Below are 20,014 nucleotides of genomic sequence, written 5' to 3'. Positions count from 1 at the left end.
CTACTTAATCTTTAATAATTTGACTAATGTATAATATGTTTTATTTAATTAATATCCAATCCAAAGCAATACCTAAATCACGGTTATCTCCATTTATACCTAGTTTTTTCGGGTTAAACGTTTTACTTCTCATTGTCACCTTAAATAAGGGTTCTTTTGACCCACTTAACATTTTGGGGGTAATAGTAACTGTATATGTATCAAAATTTTGAGATATTTTTTGTCTTTTAATTAATTTGTCATTTACGAGTATTTCTACTTCTGGCACAATTTCAACGTTGCTGAAAGTTCTATATTGCAAAATAATCTCGTTTTTCGGTATTTTTACAGGAACTAATATATCTCCATTCCCGTTAGTCCACCGATAACTTACACCGCCAGCATTTTCACGCCAATAAAAACCAGATAACTTTAACTTTATTTCATCATCAGGATCACCAAAATTGACCTGTAGCATTTGTGGTTCCAATAATATCCAATTTAGGGCTATACCTAAATCACGCCGATCATTATTAACATTAATTTTTTGGGGATTAAACGTTTTGCTTCGAAAAGCTAGCTTTAACTTATGTTTTGTCGAATCTAATAAAATATCTTTTTTTATTCTAACTTGATAATCCTGAAAATCCTTAGATATCCGGAGCTTATCAACCAAGACATCATTCGCAAAAATTTCCACCTCTTTTACGAATTCCACATTGCTATAAGTGCTAATCGTTAATATGTGGTCAACGTCTCGATTTTTTACTGGAAATACAATTTCAGCATTTCCATTTGTCCATCTATAACTAATGCCACCCGCGTTTTCACGCCAATAGAATCCTGATACATTAAAATACTGATCATCATTTGGTTCACCCAAGTCGACACCAGTATCTGTCATTATAACTTTATAAAGGTTATCTGATAATTTATACAATTTGTATCCTTCTCTTTCCAGGATACTTTTGTGGTCTGGACTAACAACATAAACCGATAACCCAATAGGTACATTTTTCCTTTGTTCACCAATAAAAAAAGGTTTTTTTTTGATTAAATAATCTTTAATAGCGTCGCGAGAAAAATGATTTACGCAATAAATATTATTACGCTGCAGACCTTCTCCAATCAAATAATACCAAAAATATTCAGAATAATCGTAGCTCGGAGACATTATAACAGCATTATTTTTCACTGCTAATAAAATGTTTTTTACTTTTTGAGAATCCTCAATATTTTTGTGTTGATTCACACTATCGTAATTAAATACCAACAAAGTCAAGGGAATTATACTAAAAACCGTAATCGCATATAATACGAGTTGTTTAGATAATTTCCTTTCAACTAAGTCTAGTCCTTTTCCCAGATATATCGCTACAACGAAATAAGAAGGAATAAAATAAACAAATATATCAGGAATATCGTAATTTAAAGCATAAAATAAGTTCCCCAGAAGGGATAATAATAAAAATAAATTAATTGGCTTATTGTTAAACTTAAGAAATCCATATAATGCTACTAACGTAAAAACAAAGTATTCTCTTATTAAAAAATTGAGAAACATCGGAATTCTGTCTTGAAAAAATTGATTAAGGCTAAATGAAAACATTTGTTGTTTAAATTGAGCTCCTGTTACATACCACCAAAATGTTTTCAAATCAGGTGTCTGCATTTCCAAAAAACTGCTACCGGATGAATAATACCTCCAAAAAACATATGAATATTGAAAAGCGCCTAAAATAATAAAGATTACAACAAAAGTTACTTTTTTAAAATCAGTAAAGACTCTATTGTTTGTAACCCATACAAAATAAATTATTGCCGGTAAAAAAGTAATCATTGTTAAATGATTCCCGAAAGAAAAAGCATAAAAAGCACAAGCTAAAAGGAAATCATTATCATTTCCAGTTTTATTCCATTTGATAAAATAATAAATAACTATGGACACAAATAAAATATTAAGGGTGTAAACTTCTGCTACAACCGATTGTGACCATAGTGTAAACGTACATCCAAAAGTCAAGCATGTTATAAAAGCTGAGTAATTTTTTAAACTCAAAAGCTTAAGTGTTCTGAAGAGAAAAAAAGAACAAATACCAGTAAAAACGGCTGACAATAAGTTGGCTTTATAAGCCAAACTTCCAAAAGGGAAAAATTTAGTAAAAAAATGATTTATTATGATATATGTAGGGTAGCCTGTTGCATGTGGAGTTCCCAAAACCCTTCCAACAAATTGAAATTTCGCCGTGTCACCTGAGTAACCAACACCCGGCAACAAAGTAACTATGTATAAACCTAATAATATTAAAGAAGGTAAAATACTCCAAAATAAAGATGTTTTTAAACAATTTTTTACTTGTTCTATCATTCAAATAACCCCAACTTCGTCAAACGTTGTTTAATCATCTTGCCTACAACTATTGGTGAAAAATTTGACCGAATTGTTTCTTGTCCTTTTGCTGCTATCATTTGACACCATTTTGAATCAGAAACCAATTTACGCATAAAATAAGATGCATGTTCAATATCTGGGTCTGCCCATAATTGATATGCCTTATAAGGCCCTTGGTCCTTTCCAACTTTAATTAGTTCATAATCGACCACACAAGAATTCATGTTATTCATAAAATCTGTATTCCCGGACCAATTGGTCCCTATCACCGGTTTACCCAAATACATGGCTTCGGCTAAAACCAGACCAAAACCTTCCGAACGGTGTAAAGAAATAAAGCAATCTACTGAATTAATCAATGCATTAATATCACCGCGACTTAAAACGTCATCTATTAAGTATATATTGTTGTAACCTTTAATAAGTAGTTTTAGCCTGTCTAATTCTGCTGGAGATTTTTGAGCGTTGTTAACTTTTATAACAAGGCCCACTCGTTTATCTAAGTTGTTGCCAAAAGCAATTTTAAAGGCTTCAATTGCCGCTTGGGGGTTCTTTCTTTGTTGGTAACTCTGTGTATCGTACATTGACAAGAAAAGAAACTGGTCTTCGGGGAGTTTGAACTTGGAACGTTCTACCTTCGGTAATGGATTAATTTCGATTGCATGCGGGATTCTTACCACTGGTACAGGAGACTTTCTTGAAATTGAATCCAGCACAAAATTAGACGGCACCCATACTTCGTCAACTAGATTAAAGCTGTTATCCCACTCATCGGGAAAATCTGGAAGCTCCCATGCCCAAAAACCTATATTGTAACGGCCCTTAAATACATCTTGACCTAAATATTCGTAAGCAATCGGCATCTGATCAGCATTTATATGAAAAATATTAGTCCCGTAAATTGGGCTTTCTATCTCCTTATGCTGCCACGATTTATCCTCCATTCTGGCTGGATTCCCAACGGTGAAGTTTATTATTCCAAATGGAATTTCAGTTGTATCTATTGCTTTTGCAGCAACCCGACAAGATTCTCCTACTCCCGTCTCTGCATAGGCATAGCCAATTAAGTTTATTCCTTTTTCTCTCATGCCATCTAAAGCAACGTTTCTTGACCTATCCCGTTCGGTTACAACAGGAGGATACGCCATCTTCATTAGCTTGTCCCTGACATTCCGAAGTTTATCTCTTTTAGATGGAGGTACCAGATTTATAATCACCGGTTTCAGTTTAGCAGCTATAAGATAAATTTTTCTGAGAACACAAATCTTAATGTCCGAGGGTACTTTTTCAAATTTTAAACTCGCTTTATCTTGTTCTATGCCTTCTGAACTTTTTGCATGGTTAACTAGCGATTCTATAACTGGCTGTATATAATCTTTGGAAAATCCATATTCCCTTTCCGCACTGTCAATGAACCACTGACAAAACGCAGTTCTGTTTTTTTGCCAAATATCCGGGAAAACTTCCTGCAAATCCTTTCTATGTAACCAAAGCTGGACCATAAGGTCAGTAATGAGCGGAAGATGCTTATCCTCTGGTTGAGCTTGATTCGTTAAGAAAAGGTGCGATTTCGTAAACGGATCATCCCCACATTTGTACTGAAGAACAGGACTTTTTCTATAGGCAATTCTTGCAAAATCGTTAATTACGATTCCATCACTAAACTTAGAAAATGCATATTCCCAATTCTTGCACTCTTCGTAACCCTGTTTAATAACCTCGTTAGAATAGTCAACTACCAATTCCCGTACCGTTTCATTTACATCACTTAAACTGAACCTATTTTGGTGCTTAGATAAATTTTGATTAGCAGTTGGAGTCAAGCCGCTAAAATGAAAAAAGACTAATCTTTCACCATTAACATAAATACTACCATCTCTTTTTTCAACTAAACGGTGCTTTAAGTTCCAATACGCAACGTTGTAACCGGGATGACGGAGAATTAATACATCATTGAAAACCCCTGGAGCTAAATCCATCCATTTTTGATCAACAAATAATCCCCTTGAAATCTCCACAACACAGTCAAATTCCAGCTTGTTTTGCCACCATTTCAGAAAAGTGTAAGTTTCACTATGTTTAGATACACCCAAGAAACCAAGGTTATAAGTCCCTGAAACTAAAATATCTAATTCACTAGGTTTTTTATCGTCATCTAAAAAACCGGTGAGATGAGGAGTTAGGACCATAAGTTTTCCCTGATTTAAAGCTGACTCTACCTCGGTCAGTCTATCATAAACAAAAATATCAGGGTCTAAATAAATAACTTTGTTATATCCTCCTTCCTTGAACAACCATTCGAACATCCAGGGCTTTACAGCAGTGTTAAGCTCTAAAATGTTATAACGAAACAAAAATTGTTTTTTATTTGGTAACTCGAGTTCACCCACAAATTTTACTCTAAACGGTTCTTTTGACGAGTCAAACTTACCTTTTGGTTCGTCCACAATTAGTACGTACTGTTTCCATTCTGGATGAAATCTTCTAACGGACTTTAATAAAGCCCTGGCAAAATGGATATAATTATTAGAAACAATTGTGAAAACAGCCGTAGTATGATCCATAATTACCTCCTCTTCTTTTTGAAAACCACTTTGCTAATCCACCGTAATGGGGCTGTAATTTGCCAAGACCGGGAACTCAATAATTCTGTTAGTTTTCTTTCATTGTCTTCAAGTAATTTGGTTTTAATAAATAATTCCTTTTGGAGCTGGTCAATTTGCTTTTTATGCTCTTCTAACTCAATATTTAACCTAGTTAATTCTTTGTTTTGATCCTGAATCTTTTGGTTTTTTTCTACCAGTTTTACTTTCGTTTGATCTACAGTTTCTTGTAGAGAAATTATTGTACTTTCTGCTCGATTAAGGTTTACCTGCCAATTTTCAATGTCGTTTTTAAGAACCTCTGCAAAATCTGTTGTTCCAAAATTTTTAATCCGGAAAACAATTCTTATATATAAACAACCTGAAGTTATATATTTGGGTAATACGACCTCCCACAACAATTGAGGATCCGGATCAAATGAGAGCAGTATACATTTTCGCGGATCTTGTAATCGCATTAAGCCTTTACCAATGGAAAGACCGCTAAAGTTATTTTTTGTTGAACAGAAGCCAATCACCTTTCGGTCGTTACTTCCAACTCTCCTTGAGTATAATTCGAGAGATTGAATCTCGATTAATGCCGGGCCGTCTGCTGGATCAATTCTTAAAGGTCCTGTGAGATCCCGTTGTTTAATCTCGAATTCTATGTATTGAATATCACCGTTAGCATCGACGCTGAATCTTTTGGAACTTTCTTCCGAATAATTACCTTCGTTCTGCCAGAATACCTGAAATACAGCCAATTCTCTTTTTGTTTCCAAATATAACCGGTTTTTTAGCTCCCTAACATAAATTTGGTTATGCCTTTTTGTAACATGGTCTTTTAAGATTTTTTTTAGATTAACTTTCTTATTGCCTAACTGAGAAAGAACATTCGAGACATTATTTGTAAGAGAATAACGTTTTTTAGCCAAATCATGTAAATATTTCCTATCATCAAAAGCATTGATAAAATTTAATTTAATATCAAGAAAAATTTCTTCGGCACTTTTCCTATCGCCAGTACATCTGCCGGAAAAGTTGTAGTATTCGGAGTTCAATACGTTTTCCTTTCGAATCCAACCCGGTCCGCCAAAATGATCATAACAATAAACGGGCAAACCCATGGCAAGACCATACTGAACAGTCCGACCAATGGTTATAATTCCATCATAACATTCAAGAATTTCAGGAGTAATCCTCTCAAACCGGTTGTTAATACCAAAAAAGTCAACACCGATATTGTCTTCTCTTAGCATTTCACCGACCTTGACCAATTCGTCCGGAACATGATTTGATACAATAACAATTTTCTTTAAAACAGGCTCCTTGTCTGGATTAAAAAACGAAAAGAAACTGTCAGGTACTGAGTTAAGCATAACATGTATCTTATTCTCTTTAACGCCCAACTTTATGAGTGAGGACTTGTTCTCCTCTGAATTGGCCAAACATAGTGTTAATTCATTTACAAATACTGGCGGAACTTCTAGCGGCTCAAAAGTAGACAATGAACTGCTTATTATATGTGCCGCCCTAATATTTTTCTCAAATAAAACGTGATACAAAGCCGGGGGATGTTGGGCCCAAATTACATCAAATTCTTTTTTTTCTAATTCTTCTTCTAAAATGTTTATAACTCTTATATTCTCTTCCTCAAAATGCTTTTTAATTGGATAACCAAAAGTAAACGTCCCTACGGTAACATCAAAAGAGCGGATTTTAAATTCTTTAGCTAAATCCAAGATATTTAACTCCGACCCTGCGTAGTTTACTAAGTGATGAGTTGTAAACAAAATTGTTTTTTTCATTAATTGTCACCTAACGATAAAATTGGGTTATTATTAATACTCCAAAAGTGATCAATAGCAACTATTCCATCATATTTTCTCCAACCACATTTAGAGAAAGACGTCGAGACTTCAATTTTTACTAAATTCTCTATCTTATGGTATAATTCAACAATATTGGATTTTGCCAAATAAAAAGACAAAAAATATTCTCCTGTTAGTAACTTCAAACTATTTATATTTAACTTAACTATATTAATGCCTTCAGTCAATGTTATAGGTAAGTCATCTCTTATATTATTAATTCGACATACATCTATCCCACTCGTATGTGTTATAGCCACTCCTAATGAAACTTCTAGAAGTTTATTAAACTTGTTAACAATTTCGAAAGCTATGGTTAAACTTTCTCCCGTCTTGAAGGAATTAGTAACGTCACCAATTCCATTGAATATCGAAACATTATTAATCCAACATAAACTATCTTCCAGCAACTCACCCTTATTTTTAAAATTAGCTAGATTAAACTTCGGATCCGACAGTTCAGTATTTTTATTTTGCTCGGTAAAGTTAATTAAATTTTTTTCAAATAAATCTGTCACAGTTTCGGTTTTATCGTATAATACAATTTTCCCTTTATTTATCCAAATCGACTTTTGACAAAGAAGTCTTATAGCGCTTAAATTGTGTGATACAAATAATACAGTTTTCCCTCCTAAAACAAAATCCTCAATTTTGTTAAAACATTTGTTTTGAAAAGCTATGTCACCTACACTTAAAGCCTCATCAACTATTAATATATCGGGATCTACGTTAATGGCTAAAGCAAAAGCAAGTCTGGCAAACATACCACTTGAATAGGTCTTTACCGGTTGATAAACGAATTCCCCTATATCCGCAAAAGAAAGTATATCATCCAATCGTAGGTCTATTTCTTCTTTACTATAACCCATTATAGTTCCGTTCAAATATACATTTTCTATTCCTGTAAGTTCCGGATTAAATCCTGCACCAAGTTCTAATAATGCTGATACCTTACCATTTACTTGAATCGAACCCATTGTAGGCGTAAGAACTCCTGTTATCAATTGCAGCAATGTTGATTTCCCTGACCCATTTTTCCCAATAATACCAACAGTTTCACCTTTTTTAACTTCAAAGGATACATCCTTTAAGGCATAAAACTCCTTATGATATTTTTTCCCAAAAGGGTTAATGGACTCTTTCAATCTATCTATTGGCTTATCATACAGTTTATATATCTTTGATACGTTTTGGACTTTAATAGCTATATCTTTATCCATAAATATCCCCTTGTGATTATAAAACATCTGCAAAGTGCGGTCTAAGTCTTCTAAACATTATAGCCCCGATTACAAACAGAGAAAGGGTTATAATCCAAAAATAAATGCTTAAATATAAATGCTCCCAGAACCATGTACGATAAATAAAACTTTCCCGGTACCCTTCCACTATATAATAAATGGGATTTAGTTTCAAAATGTTGTGATACTTTTCAGGCACTATTTTTAATGACCAAAATATTGGAGTCATCCAAAAACCAAACTGCAGTGACATTACAACCACTTGTCCTATATCTCTTAGAAAAATCATTAGCGATGAAGTTATCCATGAAATCCCCAAAACCAAAATAACAGTTGCCAACAAATAATAGATTATTTGTATATTGTAAATATTTGGCTTGTAACCATATAAGAAAAACATTAAAAACAAAAAAATGATAAAAAACATATGAATAAATAACGCCGATACTATTTTAATGATTGGCAATATGCTGACTCTGAAAACCACTTTCTTCACAAGATAACTGTTTTCTATTACAGCATTGGTAGCATTGGATATAGCTTCCGAAAAGAAAAACCACGGTACCATCCCACATAAAAGCCACAGTATAAAAGGAAAATTATCAACAGGAGTCGATTTAAACCCAACTTGAAATACAAACCAAAAAATCAAGATGGTAATGGTTGGTTGAACAAAGGCCCAAAGAATACCAAGGTATGAGCCTAAATACTTTGCCCTAAAATCCTTTTTTGCTAATTCAAAAATTAGGCCTCTACACTTAATCGTATCAATCAAGAACAAATAAAACTGTTTCAAATAACTCATCTTTTTAACAATATTCTCCTCCTGAATCAACATAACATTTTCCAAACTTACTTTCAGCACAATTTATATTGCCAGTGAATAGTCATTTCGTTCAAGGCTTAGTTCAGGATGATAATAAGGATCACCATTAGATATAAATTCGCAATGAAGTCTTTTAAACATTTCAATTTCATTATCGTCTACATATTCGTTTCTGGTTAATGATTCATAATGGATCAGCTTTGCATATGGCGTATATACATTATATAAACCCATCTTTAACAACCTTAAGCACAAATCTACATCGTTCATGCCTAACCGAAACCTGGGATCAAAACCACCTACTTTGGCAAAAGTTTCAGCTTTAATCATCATGCAAGCTGCCGTTACCGCAGACACATTCCGAACACAATGAATTAAATTTAAATAACCGGGCTTATCAGCTTCGTGTTTGTAGAAAGCATGAGATGCGCTTCCTCTCATGCCGATAACAATTCCGGCATGCTGAATGAGGCCGTTAGGAAATAATAGCAATGCCCCTACAGCGCCCACCTCTTGCATCTGACTGTATTCAAGAAGAGCTTCCAGCCAATCAGAACTGATTACCATAGTATCATCATTTAAAAAAACCAAATGTTTTCCCGCTGCATTAGCAGCGCCAAAATTGTTAACCAGTGGGTAATTAAACTCCTTTGGATAACTTAATACCCTAATCTTATCGAATTTTTTTATATCCGCCAAGAATATTAAAGTAGATTCGTCAGTACTGCCATTATCAATAATTAATATTTCATAGTTGTCATAACTAGATTTTTCCAGTATGCTCTCTAAACATCCTTGTAATATTTTACCGTTATCTTTAGTGGGAATTATTATTGAAATCTTTTCTTTCTCTTTAATGCCCAACCTGGTAGCATAGATTCCCGTCTCAGGACAAAATCGAACTGTTGCATGAAGGCCTTTTTTACTTAATGCTTCCTTTATTGCCAAATAACCTGAATTATGATTCTCTTCCGATTCATTTACAATAAAATCGGCGGGACTAATTCTACTACACAACATTTCCGGTATTCGCTTGGCATTTACATGTAGGTTAGTCAGGCTTAACAAAATCCTATATTCCCAGTTGTTACTAAAAAATACCGTTTTGCCTACCTTTTCTAATAATTCCTTACGTAATACTACTGGATGACCAATATAGTTAAACGAAAGTAATAAGTGAGGTGACCATCCCGGTTTAAAAACAGGATTAAATCGTTGACCTGACACCCCGTCAAACGTATCTTCATCGGCGTATATCAAATCTAAATTTCGGTCTTTAATCAAAGTTTTTTGAAAAGTCGCCACGGCTTCAGAACTAAGACGATCATTTACATCCATAAACAAAACATAATCTACCTGAGTCATTTTTTTTACAATACCGGCGACGTCAGCACCTGAATGCCGAATAATTGAGATACGTTTATCCGTTTTAATCTGTTTTACTAAGCTTTCTTTTATGTCGTGTTCAGTAGGGTCATCAGTTACCAAATATAAATGCCAATATGGCGAATCCTGAGCTAATATAGACTTTACGGAATCTTGAATACGTATGTACTCTGTATAATTAACGGGCATCATAATGCCGATAACAGGAACGATACTGCAAGTAAAGGGTTTCTCAGAATAATTAGCTTCTCTTTTATGTATCCATTTTTGATACTGGGTGTTTATGTCCTCAGAAGCAAAAAAATTTCTCCACCCACGTCTCTTCACATATTTCCAACCTCTCCGAATAAAATACAGCAATCCATAAACTTTTAAAATCCGGAAACTCCTTACCAGCAGTTCAACAACTGCCCTAAAAATTCTCATTAAGTATCCCTCAATACTATTTTATATTTGCCAGCTTTCAAATTGCAGCCCAAACTACACTTCAAATCAATGGAATTTAGAACTTTATTAAATTTCCACTTCAGAACCAATTTTCCTACACCATACGTCAATTCCTCTTTATGAATTTTTAATTCCATTTTTTTATATCAATTGGTGCAACTTCTCCTCTAACTTACCGCAAACCTTTGCCCACGCATGCTCATGGGCTATTTGTCTTCGTTTGCTACGTAATTCTATACAATCCTCTTCAAGGGCTTTTTTCAGTGCGAAAACAAATTCTTCAGGAGTTTCAGCCACATACATAACCCCAGAGCCATGTTCTTTTGTAAACCTTTCCAGTTCCGGCAACTTAGTCGCTAATATCGGCAAGCCCATAACCATGTATTCATTGATTTTTGCCGGCCTCATCCCAGCTACATATGTATCCTTTACATATGGTATTAATCCCACTTTACATCTTTTTAAATATACACCTAGCTGGGTGTAATTTGAAAAAGGCGGTAACCATGTCACATTAGGCAGTTCATCGGTGGGCAATTTTTCTGTTTCTTTTGGCCCAATGAGAACGAACGATACTTCAGGGAAGTTCTTAGCGAGGTGGATAAGAGCCTCCCACCAGATTTTTTGATTAATTCCGCCGATGTAGACAGCAGTCGGTTGAACAGAAGCATCTGTAACTACATTTATTTCTTTATCAGCGGCCTCAGCCAGCCAGGCCGAAAATCCATCTTCAATCAATATGACTTTGTCAACCTGAATATTTGACATTTGCCTCCGAACTTCATCTAACATTGGCTTAGATGCACAGACAACCAGGTGAGCTCTCTGCAGCATTTGCAGGTGAAAAGGTTTGAGCTTTTCCGCCCCGGAAACCTTGCAAGGATCACTGACCAGATCAACCACTACCCCGGCCCAGGGCAACCCGTTTGACAGTTCCAGAGCCAACGGAGTTGTCATGTAGGTCCACATTAACATGCGGTTTACAGGTATGCCGGTTTCCTGGCTGAACTTCATAATCCGGCGTTTAAGCAAAATATTGTTTATTTTAATGGCCGGCTTGCAATATGGAAAGGGCAACGTAAGAGGACTATGTATTTTTAATGATCCGGGGTGTTGTTTATTTCTTGCCCGGGCCATACTCGTTTTTGGTTTGGCTAATGCATTTTTTGCCCGGTGTAATACCCTGGGAACGTCTTTTATTCGCGGCGTGCGCACACCTGTATTTTCAACAAAAAGAACGGGGTACCCCATACAGGCAAACTGAAACATTATTTCCTGCGTACGCTGCCATAAAAAGTCCCAGTCTATGGCAGAAAGACAAACAACAGCATCAAATTTACGTGAATAATTTTTTAACGCATTTTGCATTTTTAAGCCCCTGTCAAACCAAAAATACTCACATAACCTTCAATCATTTTCTGGACAGTAAATTCTGCATAATACCTTTGCAGAGCTGCCTTTTTCATTTCCCGGCGCAACTTTTCATCCTTTAGCAATTTTATCAGGCAGGCAGCCGCTTCTTCTTCATTGCCTGCAGGATACAGAAAGCCTGTCCGGCCTTTTTGAACAATACCGCTAATCCCCCCTACATCAGGAGCAACTACCGGTGTCCCGGTGGCCATAGCTTCCATCAGTACAAGCGGACAGGCTTCATACTCAGAGGTAAGCACCGCTACATCGGCATCCCAAAAGTGTGCGGCAGCTTCTTTTATCTCTCCTGTCAGGAGAATATCCTGCTCCAAACCGGTTTCTTTAACAAAATCCAAACACTGTTGCATCAAAGGGCCGTCACCGATTAAGATAAAAACCGGTTTACAGCCCTCTTGGATTTCCAGCAAAACTCTTTTAGCCACTCGCAAAAAAAACATGGGATTTTTTACAGGAGTAAGTCTGGCTGCCATACATACAATGGGTCTTTCTCGTGGAATTCCGTATTTTTGGTGCAATCCCTGCCTAGGATTTCTGGGTACAGGCCTACCATTGGGGATAAATTTTACTTTATTTTCATTAAGCCCTAATTCTAAGGCCTCCTTTATGTCAGCACGTGAAACAAAAATATATTCGGACGCCAGCGGAAAGGCCAATTTTTCTACAGCTCTGTAAACGGCTGATTCCACTGGTGAAATTCCCTGGTGAAAGGGTAGTCCGTGTACCGTCATGCATATTCTGGGAACACCGGCCCATCGGGCCGCAACGCGTGCCAGAAAGGAAGCCTTGGAACTATGGCAGTGCACAATATCGTATTTACGTTCTTTACACAGTCTCTTTAAAAAAAATAGTACTTTTAAGTCTGCGGATAAATTTAAGTTTCTTGCCATAAATGGTATTTGTATAACTTTGCCAAAAGGCCAACCGGCAAAAATTTCTTTTAGATAATCCCCTTTCCCAAAGACAATATCAATTTCGACATTCCGGCCATATTCAGTTATACCTTGGACTATATCGGCAAATACGTTCTGCGCTCCGCCAATCTCGCCCAACGTAATAATCTCCAGAATGCGCACTTTCGTGCTCATAACGCCTTATCCCTCATAAACAGCACTTTTACTGTGTTCAACAGAATTTGAATATCAACCAGAATGCCATTGCGCCTGGCATACAGTAAATCAAAAATCAATTTTTCCCTGGGCCCTGTATCGTACTTGCCCGCAACCTGAGCTACCCCTGTCAGGCCCGGTTTCATCCTGTGGCGGTGCTCGTAACCGTAAATTTCTTTGGAGAACCGCTCCACAAATACCGGTCGTTCCGGCCTTGGGCCAACCAAACTCATATCCCCTTTAATTACGTTAAATAACTGCGGAAGCTCATCCAACCTGGATTTGCGCAGAAACTTGCCTACCCTTGTTGCCCTTTGGTCATCTTCCACAGCAAAAACAGGCCCCGTACTTGCTTCAGCATCCTCTACCATGGTCCTGAATTTATACAAAGTAAAAACCCTGCCGCCTTTAGTTACCCTTTCTTGCCTATAAATAATAGGCCCCGGCGAGTCTAATTTAATAATCACTGCCAGAACAGCCATTATGGGTAGAGCAATTATAAGTCCAATACTTCCCAACACAACATCTAAACACCGTTTCACCGGATCATTATTTCCGTTGGTGTCTTTGACGCTGAACAAAGGTATATCGTCAATTAGATCAAGGTTTGCCCTGATCAAAAGCACTTCGTATAAATCCGGTACGAGCAGCGCTTCTTTCCCATAATTATAACAACTGCAGACTATTTTCTCTTTTATAGTTATGGGCAGGGAAGGGGTGATAACTGCAACATCATACAAATCAGTATTGGCCAGAATGCTTTCGTAATTAGTTAAGTCACCCAGTACTTCGTATTTTTCTAATTTGTCAACCGGTTTATTTTCCGTAACTATTAACCCTGCAATCTCAATGTGGCTTTCCGGAAATTTCTTCAGTTCATCTGCCAGTGCTGCAGCGTCCTGTTTACCGCCAATTAAAACAGCCTTTTGCACCCCTAAAACCCTTTTGGTCAGTTTCCACAGGAAATACCTCCATAAAAGCATGAAAACGATTTGAAGTATCCAGCTTAACAAAAAAACAGACCTGGGAAAAGAATAATTAGCGCTGATGTACGTTAGGGAGATACTTAACATCAAAGTAAGGGTTACTGCCAAAATAACGGAATAAAACTGATCGTCCCACTTGGTGCGGGCCGAAATGGAATAGAGGTGGTAGGCATGAAAAAAGAATACGGCCCCTAATGTAATCCACACCGACATCTCCAGGTACGGTTGAAAATTAAATGCCGGTAGAGCAAAGTTAAACCGAACCAGATAAGCGAGAACTATGCTAATATTAATAATTACCGCATCTGCCAGCATTATAAAAAAAGAATATCTGGATTTGTTGTATGTAAGCCACATAAGCAGCCTTCCTTAATTTCCATTTCTGCTTTGCCTTTTGTTAATTTTCTACTTAATAAGCTAAAATCCTCCTAATTTCTCATTTTTCTGCCAAGGAAATGTTAACCCTAAAAACCGTCAAAAAGCATAGGCTTTAAAACCTATGCTTCTGCAACAATCAAAGTTTCTTCATATTCGCTTCCGCTTCCTTCACCGCCTTTTCAATCACTTCCGATACTACCAGGTTATATTCTTTTTCTACCCAAGGCATTTTACTTGACATCGGAATTTTGTTGCGTTTCTGCATAATTAGCGAAGGAATGTCCTTAACTATGTTAAAATACCTCTTTGCTTCGTTCTTCTGCCCTAAATAAGCATAATATTTACCTATCCTTAAACTAACATCTGCTAAATCTTCGTATCTTTTTTGATTGGTAGGGTCTAATAAATAGGCACGTTTATATTCGGCAAAACCTTCTTTCGGCTGTCCCAGCTTTAAGTGTATATCTCCCTTTATCATGTGTTTATCGGGGTCGTTCTTATCTAATGAAATAGCCTTAATAGCAAAGGCCATTGCTGTTTTCAATGTTTCTTCACTTTTTGTTGCGGCATACTTAGCTTCAAGAATCTGTGCTAAAGCCATAGGATAATTACTATTCAATGGATCATATTTAATAGCCTTTAAAAGATTATCTTCAGCCATTACATATTGCCCTGCTCGAATATTTTTATAACCGTTTTCGCCGAAATGGGCTCCTACCATTAAAACGAGACTTACCAACACGTAAATGCAAAGCAAAACTGTAATGATTTTTTTCGTGCTTCCATCTACGTTACCAACTGCTCTGACAGGTAAAGCATATTCGGTGTTCAGCGCCATACCTCTGTTGATTCCAAACAAAACCCAAACGAAAATGGAAATTGCCCCTAGAGATAGGTTGAAGTCAATAGTACTATGTAATCCTATTGTCAACGCAGCAGTTAAAACAACCCATACAACCATTTTCTCCTCAACATTTGTTCGCAAACGAATCGTTTTAATAGCTGTATATACAAAACTAATCCAGATTAAGAGATATAACGATAATCCTATAATACCTACTTCAACTAGAGTTTCAAGCAAGTTATTGTGGACTGCCCTGGCTTTGTATGCATAGCTTTCATATTGCTTGTAGAGAGCGCTCCAGCCTCCTCCACCGGTTCCTAAAACAGGGTGATCACCTACTAATTTAAGAGCATCCTTATAGAATATAAATCGTTCCAGCACGTTCCTTTCATTAGTGGATATCTTCGTAATCCTTTTGAAGGCAGGAGAAACTCGATCATTTATGTGGTATATCGATGCCCCTATCGCTATTGCCGTTATGACAACAGTAAAACTTATTACCAGAGAACGCTTATTGGTCAAAAATTTTTCACTTATGATAGAAAACTTGTTTATTGTAAAATCAATTAGTACACAGACAATAATACCAGTTAATAACCACACCAATTTAGTACCTGTAAAAACTGAACTAATGCCACCTAAAACCCTGGGGTATGTAATAATAGCTAACAAAATTGAAGTTAGCGTTTGATATATTATAGCAAACCGTTTAATTCCAGATGGTCCTAAAAGTAATAATAGCAAAGACGCGGGTAAAAATACTAGTCCTCCTCTGGATTGGGCTCCCAGGAATGTCAAGAACAATAAATAATTTCCAATACTTATAGTCACTTTTCTAAAAGCATTCTTTTCCTCAACGTATAAGTATATTCCAATAATCAATATGGCGGTGAGATAAGCAGCTAAGGTATTTGGATACTGAATTGTTGAAGCAATCCGGTTACCGAAAACAATTGCATTAGGCAACGAGACGCCTAATGCTGATATAATGCCGAACAGTGACACTCCGATACCACTCAAATATACTGTCAGTAGTATTAATTTGATATCAGCTAACCTTTTGCTATAAAAACTAATCAAATAGTAAACCAACACAAAATTTATTAGCTTAAGTACTGACCCTACTGCTTCTCTGGGAAGGACTGCGTAAAAACAGGCAATCACATACATCAGTAAATATCCCACAGTAAAATAATCTATCGGCATTTTTAAAAATACTAATTGCTCGTAACTAGGTTTGAAATAAATAAGAGCCAAAAATACCAAAGCAGTAATTATGTGGGTCACTAAAAGTTCTTTAGTAAAAAACAGCCCCCGAAAGTAAGGCGGATAAAAAATTAGAATCAATAAAAAATAAAATATTAACTTTCCTTCTTCTTGGATAGTATTAATAACTGAACCAAACTTCTTTTTCTTCTTTTTCTTCTTGTTCATCTCTCATCTGCCTTCCAGGGTATTTTTTTCGACATATATTATTTCTTGCTTTTTCGAGTAAGTCCTTTTTTGATTAACATATTTAAAAAAAATAAGGACACCCGTTAGGGTGCCCTTATTAATTCATCTTAAGGATGAGCAACTTTTTCTTTAACAACTACTACGAAGTCAGCTACCCCGCCATCATCATCGGTGTCGATAGCCAGTACATAGTCCTGACTACTTACCCCATTGACTTTCTTCAGTGCGGTAGTATCGAAGATTTCGTAGTATACAGTGTTTTCATCTACAGAGACGTTAGCAGCTTGTGCTGATGCCCAATCCAGTGAGTTATCGGCCATATTTGCCGGTACAGCCTCACCAATAATCATATCGGAAGTAGTGGAATCTACCCATACTAACCTTGCACTGTCAAGACCAAGGTTACCTAATACATCTTTTAGGTTAGCAAGATCAGTGAAGCCGTCTTTGTGAGCAAGTACCGTAATCTTGTCAATTTCATTGTCTACGTTAGTTTCGTAGCGAATGAAGTCGCCCTTCTTAATAGTACCGTTATTTCTGTCATAGATGTAATCGCCAATATTAGCACCGTCATAGACGATTACTTGTTTTTCTCCTTTAGCGTTCAGAAGCTCTATAGCATCTTTGGTACCAACCTTACTGAAGTTGGTGATTACGCCATACTGAGCATCGCTGCCGATTGTGGAGCTGGCCGCAGTTACAACCAGGTAATCAAGGTGGTCTTTATCAGCCTTGTAGTAACCTTGTACCCAAGTCTTCTTCTCAATGTCAGCCCACTTGATTACTTTTACATCCTTCTTCTCAGCATTGTTCTGATCAACACTCGGATTCAAAGGATCGCTAAATCCGTTGTTAAATGCACCAGTGAAATCAAATATTACTGTATCAGAAGGAACTTTGTAAGTGTTGCCATTCAGCCTAATAGTATCAGCTACATCATCAGTATTGTCAGTACTAACTGCCAAATCAGCGAAGTAGTCATCGGTTCTATTGATAACCTTGGTCAGCTTACCGGCACTGTCAAGTTTATATTCGATTACAATAAGACTATTGGGATAAGTCGTGGTATCATCGAGGTTTAACTTAGCTACCCACTGTGCACCGGTTAATTCTTGATCAACAGCTCCATCAACACCAGCGTTGTAGTCAACGTCACTCGGATCGAAGCTAAAGTTCATTGTCTGACCTGATTTGTTTACGATGGAGAATTTAACTTCATCGTCAAATGCGCTGTACTTGGCCTCTTTAGTAACAATACCAATCAGCTTGCCGGATTCTGCAGCTTCACTGGTGGAAACAACCTTGATGTTACCTTGAGCATCCAGGTAAGCAGTGATTTCCTTACCGCTGACAGAGGTTAAGTCGTCTCCGCTTGCAGTATCAAAGGTTTTGTTGTTGTCGTCGGAGAACAGAGCCCCCGGAGCAACATCGTACTTCTTCCCAGCGATAGTGATGTCGTAAGTCGAAATGTTGTTTAAGTCGGAAGCAACAACTTTTTCAACCTTACCTTTTACTTGGGTGGAGGTTGCAAATACATAGTATTTGTCGTCATTGTTGGTCCATACGTTAATGACATCTCCGGCCTTGATGTCTTTCAGTGCTGCAGTATAACCATCTCTAATAACTACGTAATCAGCATCTTCCAGATAAATCTTGGTAGTAGAGCTGCCAGCATAGTATTCGATGGTTTCATCGTCGTTGTTAATTTCTTTTACGTAACCAGACTTAACAACCTGATCACTAAAGTTTGTAGTCTCAGGATCATAGTAGTCATCAATTACCATGTAGGTAATGATGTCATCATCATTCAGGATGAACTTAACGTTAGCATCCTTAACCTTATCAACATCGAGCGCTGCAAATGTGGTGGTATCTCCGGAAATGTTGTACCTTACAGTGGCCTCATCGAGAACTTTGAATTTCTTGCCAAGCTTGTCGAGCTTAATTTTATTGTTGATATGGTAGTCAGTACTGCCAACAGTATAAGTTTCAGCAGTGGTAGCCTCAACAGCATTAATCTTATCTACATAAAACTCTTCCTTGTCACTGGGAGCCATATAGTAAACTTCTTTTTGATCCGTATTTGCCCACACTTCCACATCTTGACCAACTAAGGCATTAGGATCAATATTCCTACCAACAACTTTGTAAGTACCGCTGCTGAGCTCACTATTGCCAGCAAACTCAACTTCATCAGCCTTCAAATTACCCAGATCAAACCTGGATACATTATTAACATAAGGCATTGTCTCATTCCAAGTATAATCTTCAATATCTCTTTCTTGATTGAAGATTTTCAGATCAAATACCTCTGTTAATAGGTTCTTATGCTCTTTCTTAGACCAATAATTGTCATCGCCCCAAGTAGTTTGTTCCATAATATCTGCAGTCAGGGCGTTAGCAGCCATAATGATTACATCGCCACGCGGAGTCTTGGTATTAGCAGCTAAGGATACTCCCTTAGTAATACCAGCACTTGCAGCTAAAGATATCGGAGTAGCAGGCCAGCTACCACCTTTTAATGCAGGCCCGTAACCAATCATTTGAACCAACATAACAGCAGCCTCAGCAAAAGTTACAGGCTGATCAGGCCTAAAGGTGCCATCCGGGTAACCATGGATAATACCTTTTCCAACTGCCAAGTTAATTGCACCACTAGCCCAATGAGTAGCAGGTACGTCTTTAAACTTGGTTGCAGTTGGAGTAACATCGCCAAGACCTAATTCCTTAGCTATAATAGCCGCAAACTGGGCACGAGTTACTTCGGAATCAGGCCTGATGGTTCCGTCATTGAAACCATTAATGATACCTAATGCAATCAATTTGCCTGCAGGTTTTTCATATTTCGTTCCTTTGACATCTGCACCAATGACTTTGGCAGATGCGGCTGCAGTAACAGTTGCAGCTGTGGCAGCAGTATCAGCAGCAAATGCAGCCGGTGCAGCGAAGCTCAGAACGAACATTGCTACGGTTACGAGCGCGATAAGTCTTTTGAACTTCTTCATTCTCTTAAAATCCCCCTTTTTTTTAGTATTTTTTGTTTCTCCTCTTTACTGCCTTTTTAAACAGCAAATAAACTTAACTCTTTCG

The 20,014-nt window shown here is 37.0% G+C and carries 11 protein-coding genes; all 11 read right to left on the bottom strand.

What is annotated here, in order from left to right:
* Positions 1-40: 40 nt before the first annotated feature.
* The 11 genes from ACSNJE_RS01265 to ACSNJE_RS01215 all read right to left on the bottom strand — a co-directional run bounded on the left by ACSNJE_RS01265 (position 41) and on the right by ACSNJE_RS01215 (position 19,929).
* Positions 41-2,347 (bottom strand): glycosyltransferase family 117 protein, encoded by a 2,307-nt coding sequence (locus ACSNJE_RS01265; protein ID WP_495251781.1) that lies wholly within the window; start codon positions 2,345-2,347, stop codon positions 41-43.
* Complete coding sequence (locus ACSNJE_RS01260; protein ID WP_495251780.1) at positions 2,344-4,935, bottom strand: glycosyltransferase; 2,592 nt, start codon at positions 4,933-4,935, stop codon at positions 2,344-2,346. The genes ACSNJE_RS01265 and ACSNJE_RS01260 overlap by 4 nt, the downstream gene beginning before the upstream one ends.
* A 2-nt stretch (positions 4,936-4,937) precedes the next feature.
* Entirely contained in the window at positions 4,938-6,761 is a 1,824-nt protein-coding gene (locus tag ACSNJE_RS01255; protein WP_495251779.1) for a hypothetical protein, read from the bottom strand.
* Positions 6,761-8,044 (bottom strand): ABC transporter ATP-binding protein, encoded by a 1,284-nt coding sequence (locus tag ACSNJE_RS01250; protein WP_495251778.1) that lies wholly within the window; start codon positions 8,042-8,044, stop codon positions 6,761-6,763. Before ACSNJE_RS01250 ends, ACSNJE_RS01255 begins: the two co-directional genes overlap by 1 nt.
* 16 nt (positions 8,045-8,060) lie before the next feature.
* The gene (locus ACSNJE_RS01245) at positions 8,061-8,930 is read right to left on the bottom strand and encodes an ABC transporter permease (protein WP_495251777.1); all 870 of its coding nucleotides are present in this window, start codon (positions 8,928-8,930) and stop codon (positions 8,061-8,063) included.
* 3 nt (positions 8,931-8,933) lie between these two features.
* Positions 8,934-10,703 carry a glycosyltransferase family 2 protein gene (locus ACSNJE_RS01240; protein ID WP_495251776.1) on the bottom strand — a complete coding sequence of 590 codons (1,770 nt, stop codon included), beginning with the start codon at positions 10,701-10,703 and terminating at the stop codon, positions 8,934-8,936.
* A gap of 162 nt (positions 10,704-10,865) precedes the next feature.
* Positions 10,866-12,092, bottom strand: coding sequence for a glycosyltransferase (locus ACSNJE_RS01235; protein ID WP_495251775.1), 1,227 nt, complete (start codon positions 12,090-12,092; stop codon positions 10,866-10,868).
* Positions 12,093-12,094: 2 nt separating this feature from the next.
* Entirely contained in the window at positions 12,095-13,240 is a 1,146-nt protein-coding gene (locus tag ACSNJE_RS01230) for a glycosyltransferase family 4 protein (RefSeq protein WP_495251774.1), read from the bottom strand.
* The gene (locus ACSNJE_RS01225; protein WP_495251773.1) at positions 13,237-14,604 is read right to left on the bottom strand and encodes a sugar transferase; all 1,368 of its coding nucleotides are present in this window, start codon (positions 14,602-14,604) and stop codon (positions 13,237-13,239) included. Before ACSNJE_RS01225 ends, ACSNJE_RS01230 begins: the two co-directional genes overlap by 4 nt.
* 157 nt (positions 14,605-14,761) lie before the next feature.
* Complete coding sequence (locus tag ACSNJE_RS01220) at positions 14,762-16,903, bottom strand: O-antigen ligase family protein (RefSeq protein WP_495251772.1); 2,142 nt, start codon at positions 16,901-16,903, stop codon at positions 14,762-14,764.
* Positions 16,904-17,031: 128 nt separating this feature from the next.
* On the bottom strand, positions 17,032-19,929 hold the full coding sequence (locus ACSNJE_RS01215; protein WP_495251771.1) for an S-layer homology domain-containing protein: 2,898 nt from the start codon (positions 19,927-19,929) through the stop codon (positions 17,032-17,034).
* Between the last annotated feature and the right edge of the window lie 85 nt (positions 19,930-20,014).

The organism is Thermincola sp. GK-1 (genome assembly GCF_059412445.1).
The sequence above is the reverse complement of the archived record's forward strand: the minus strand, read 5'-3'. Positions and strand labels throughout refer to the sequence as shown.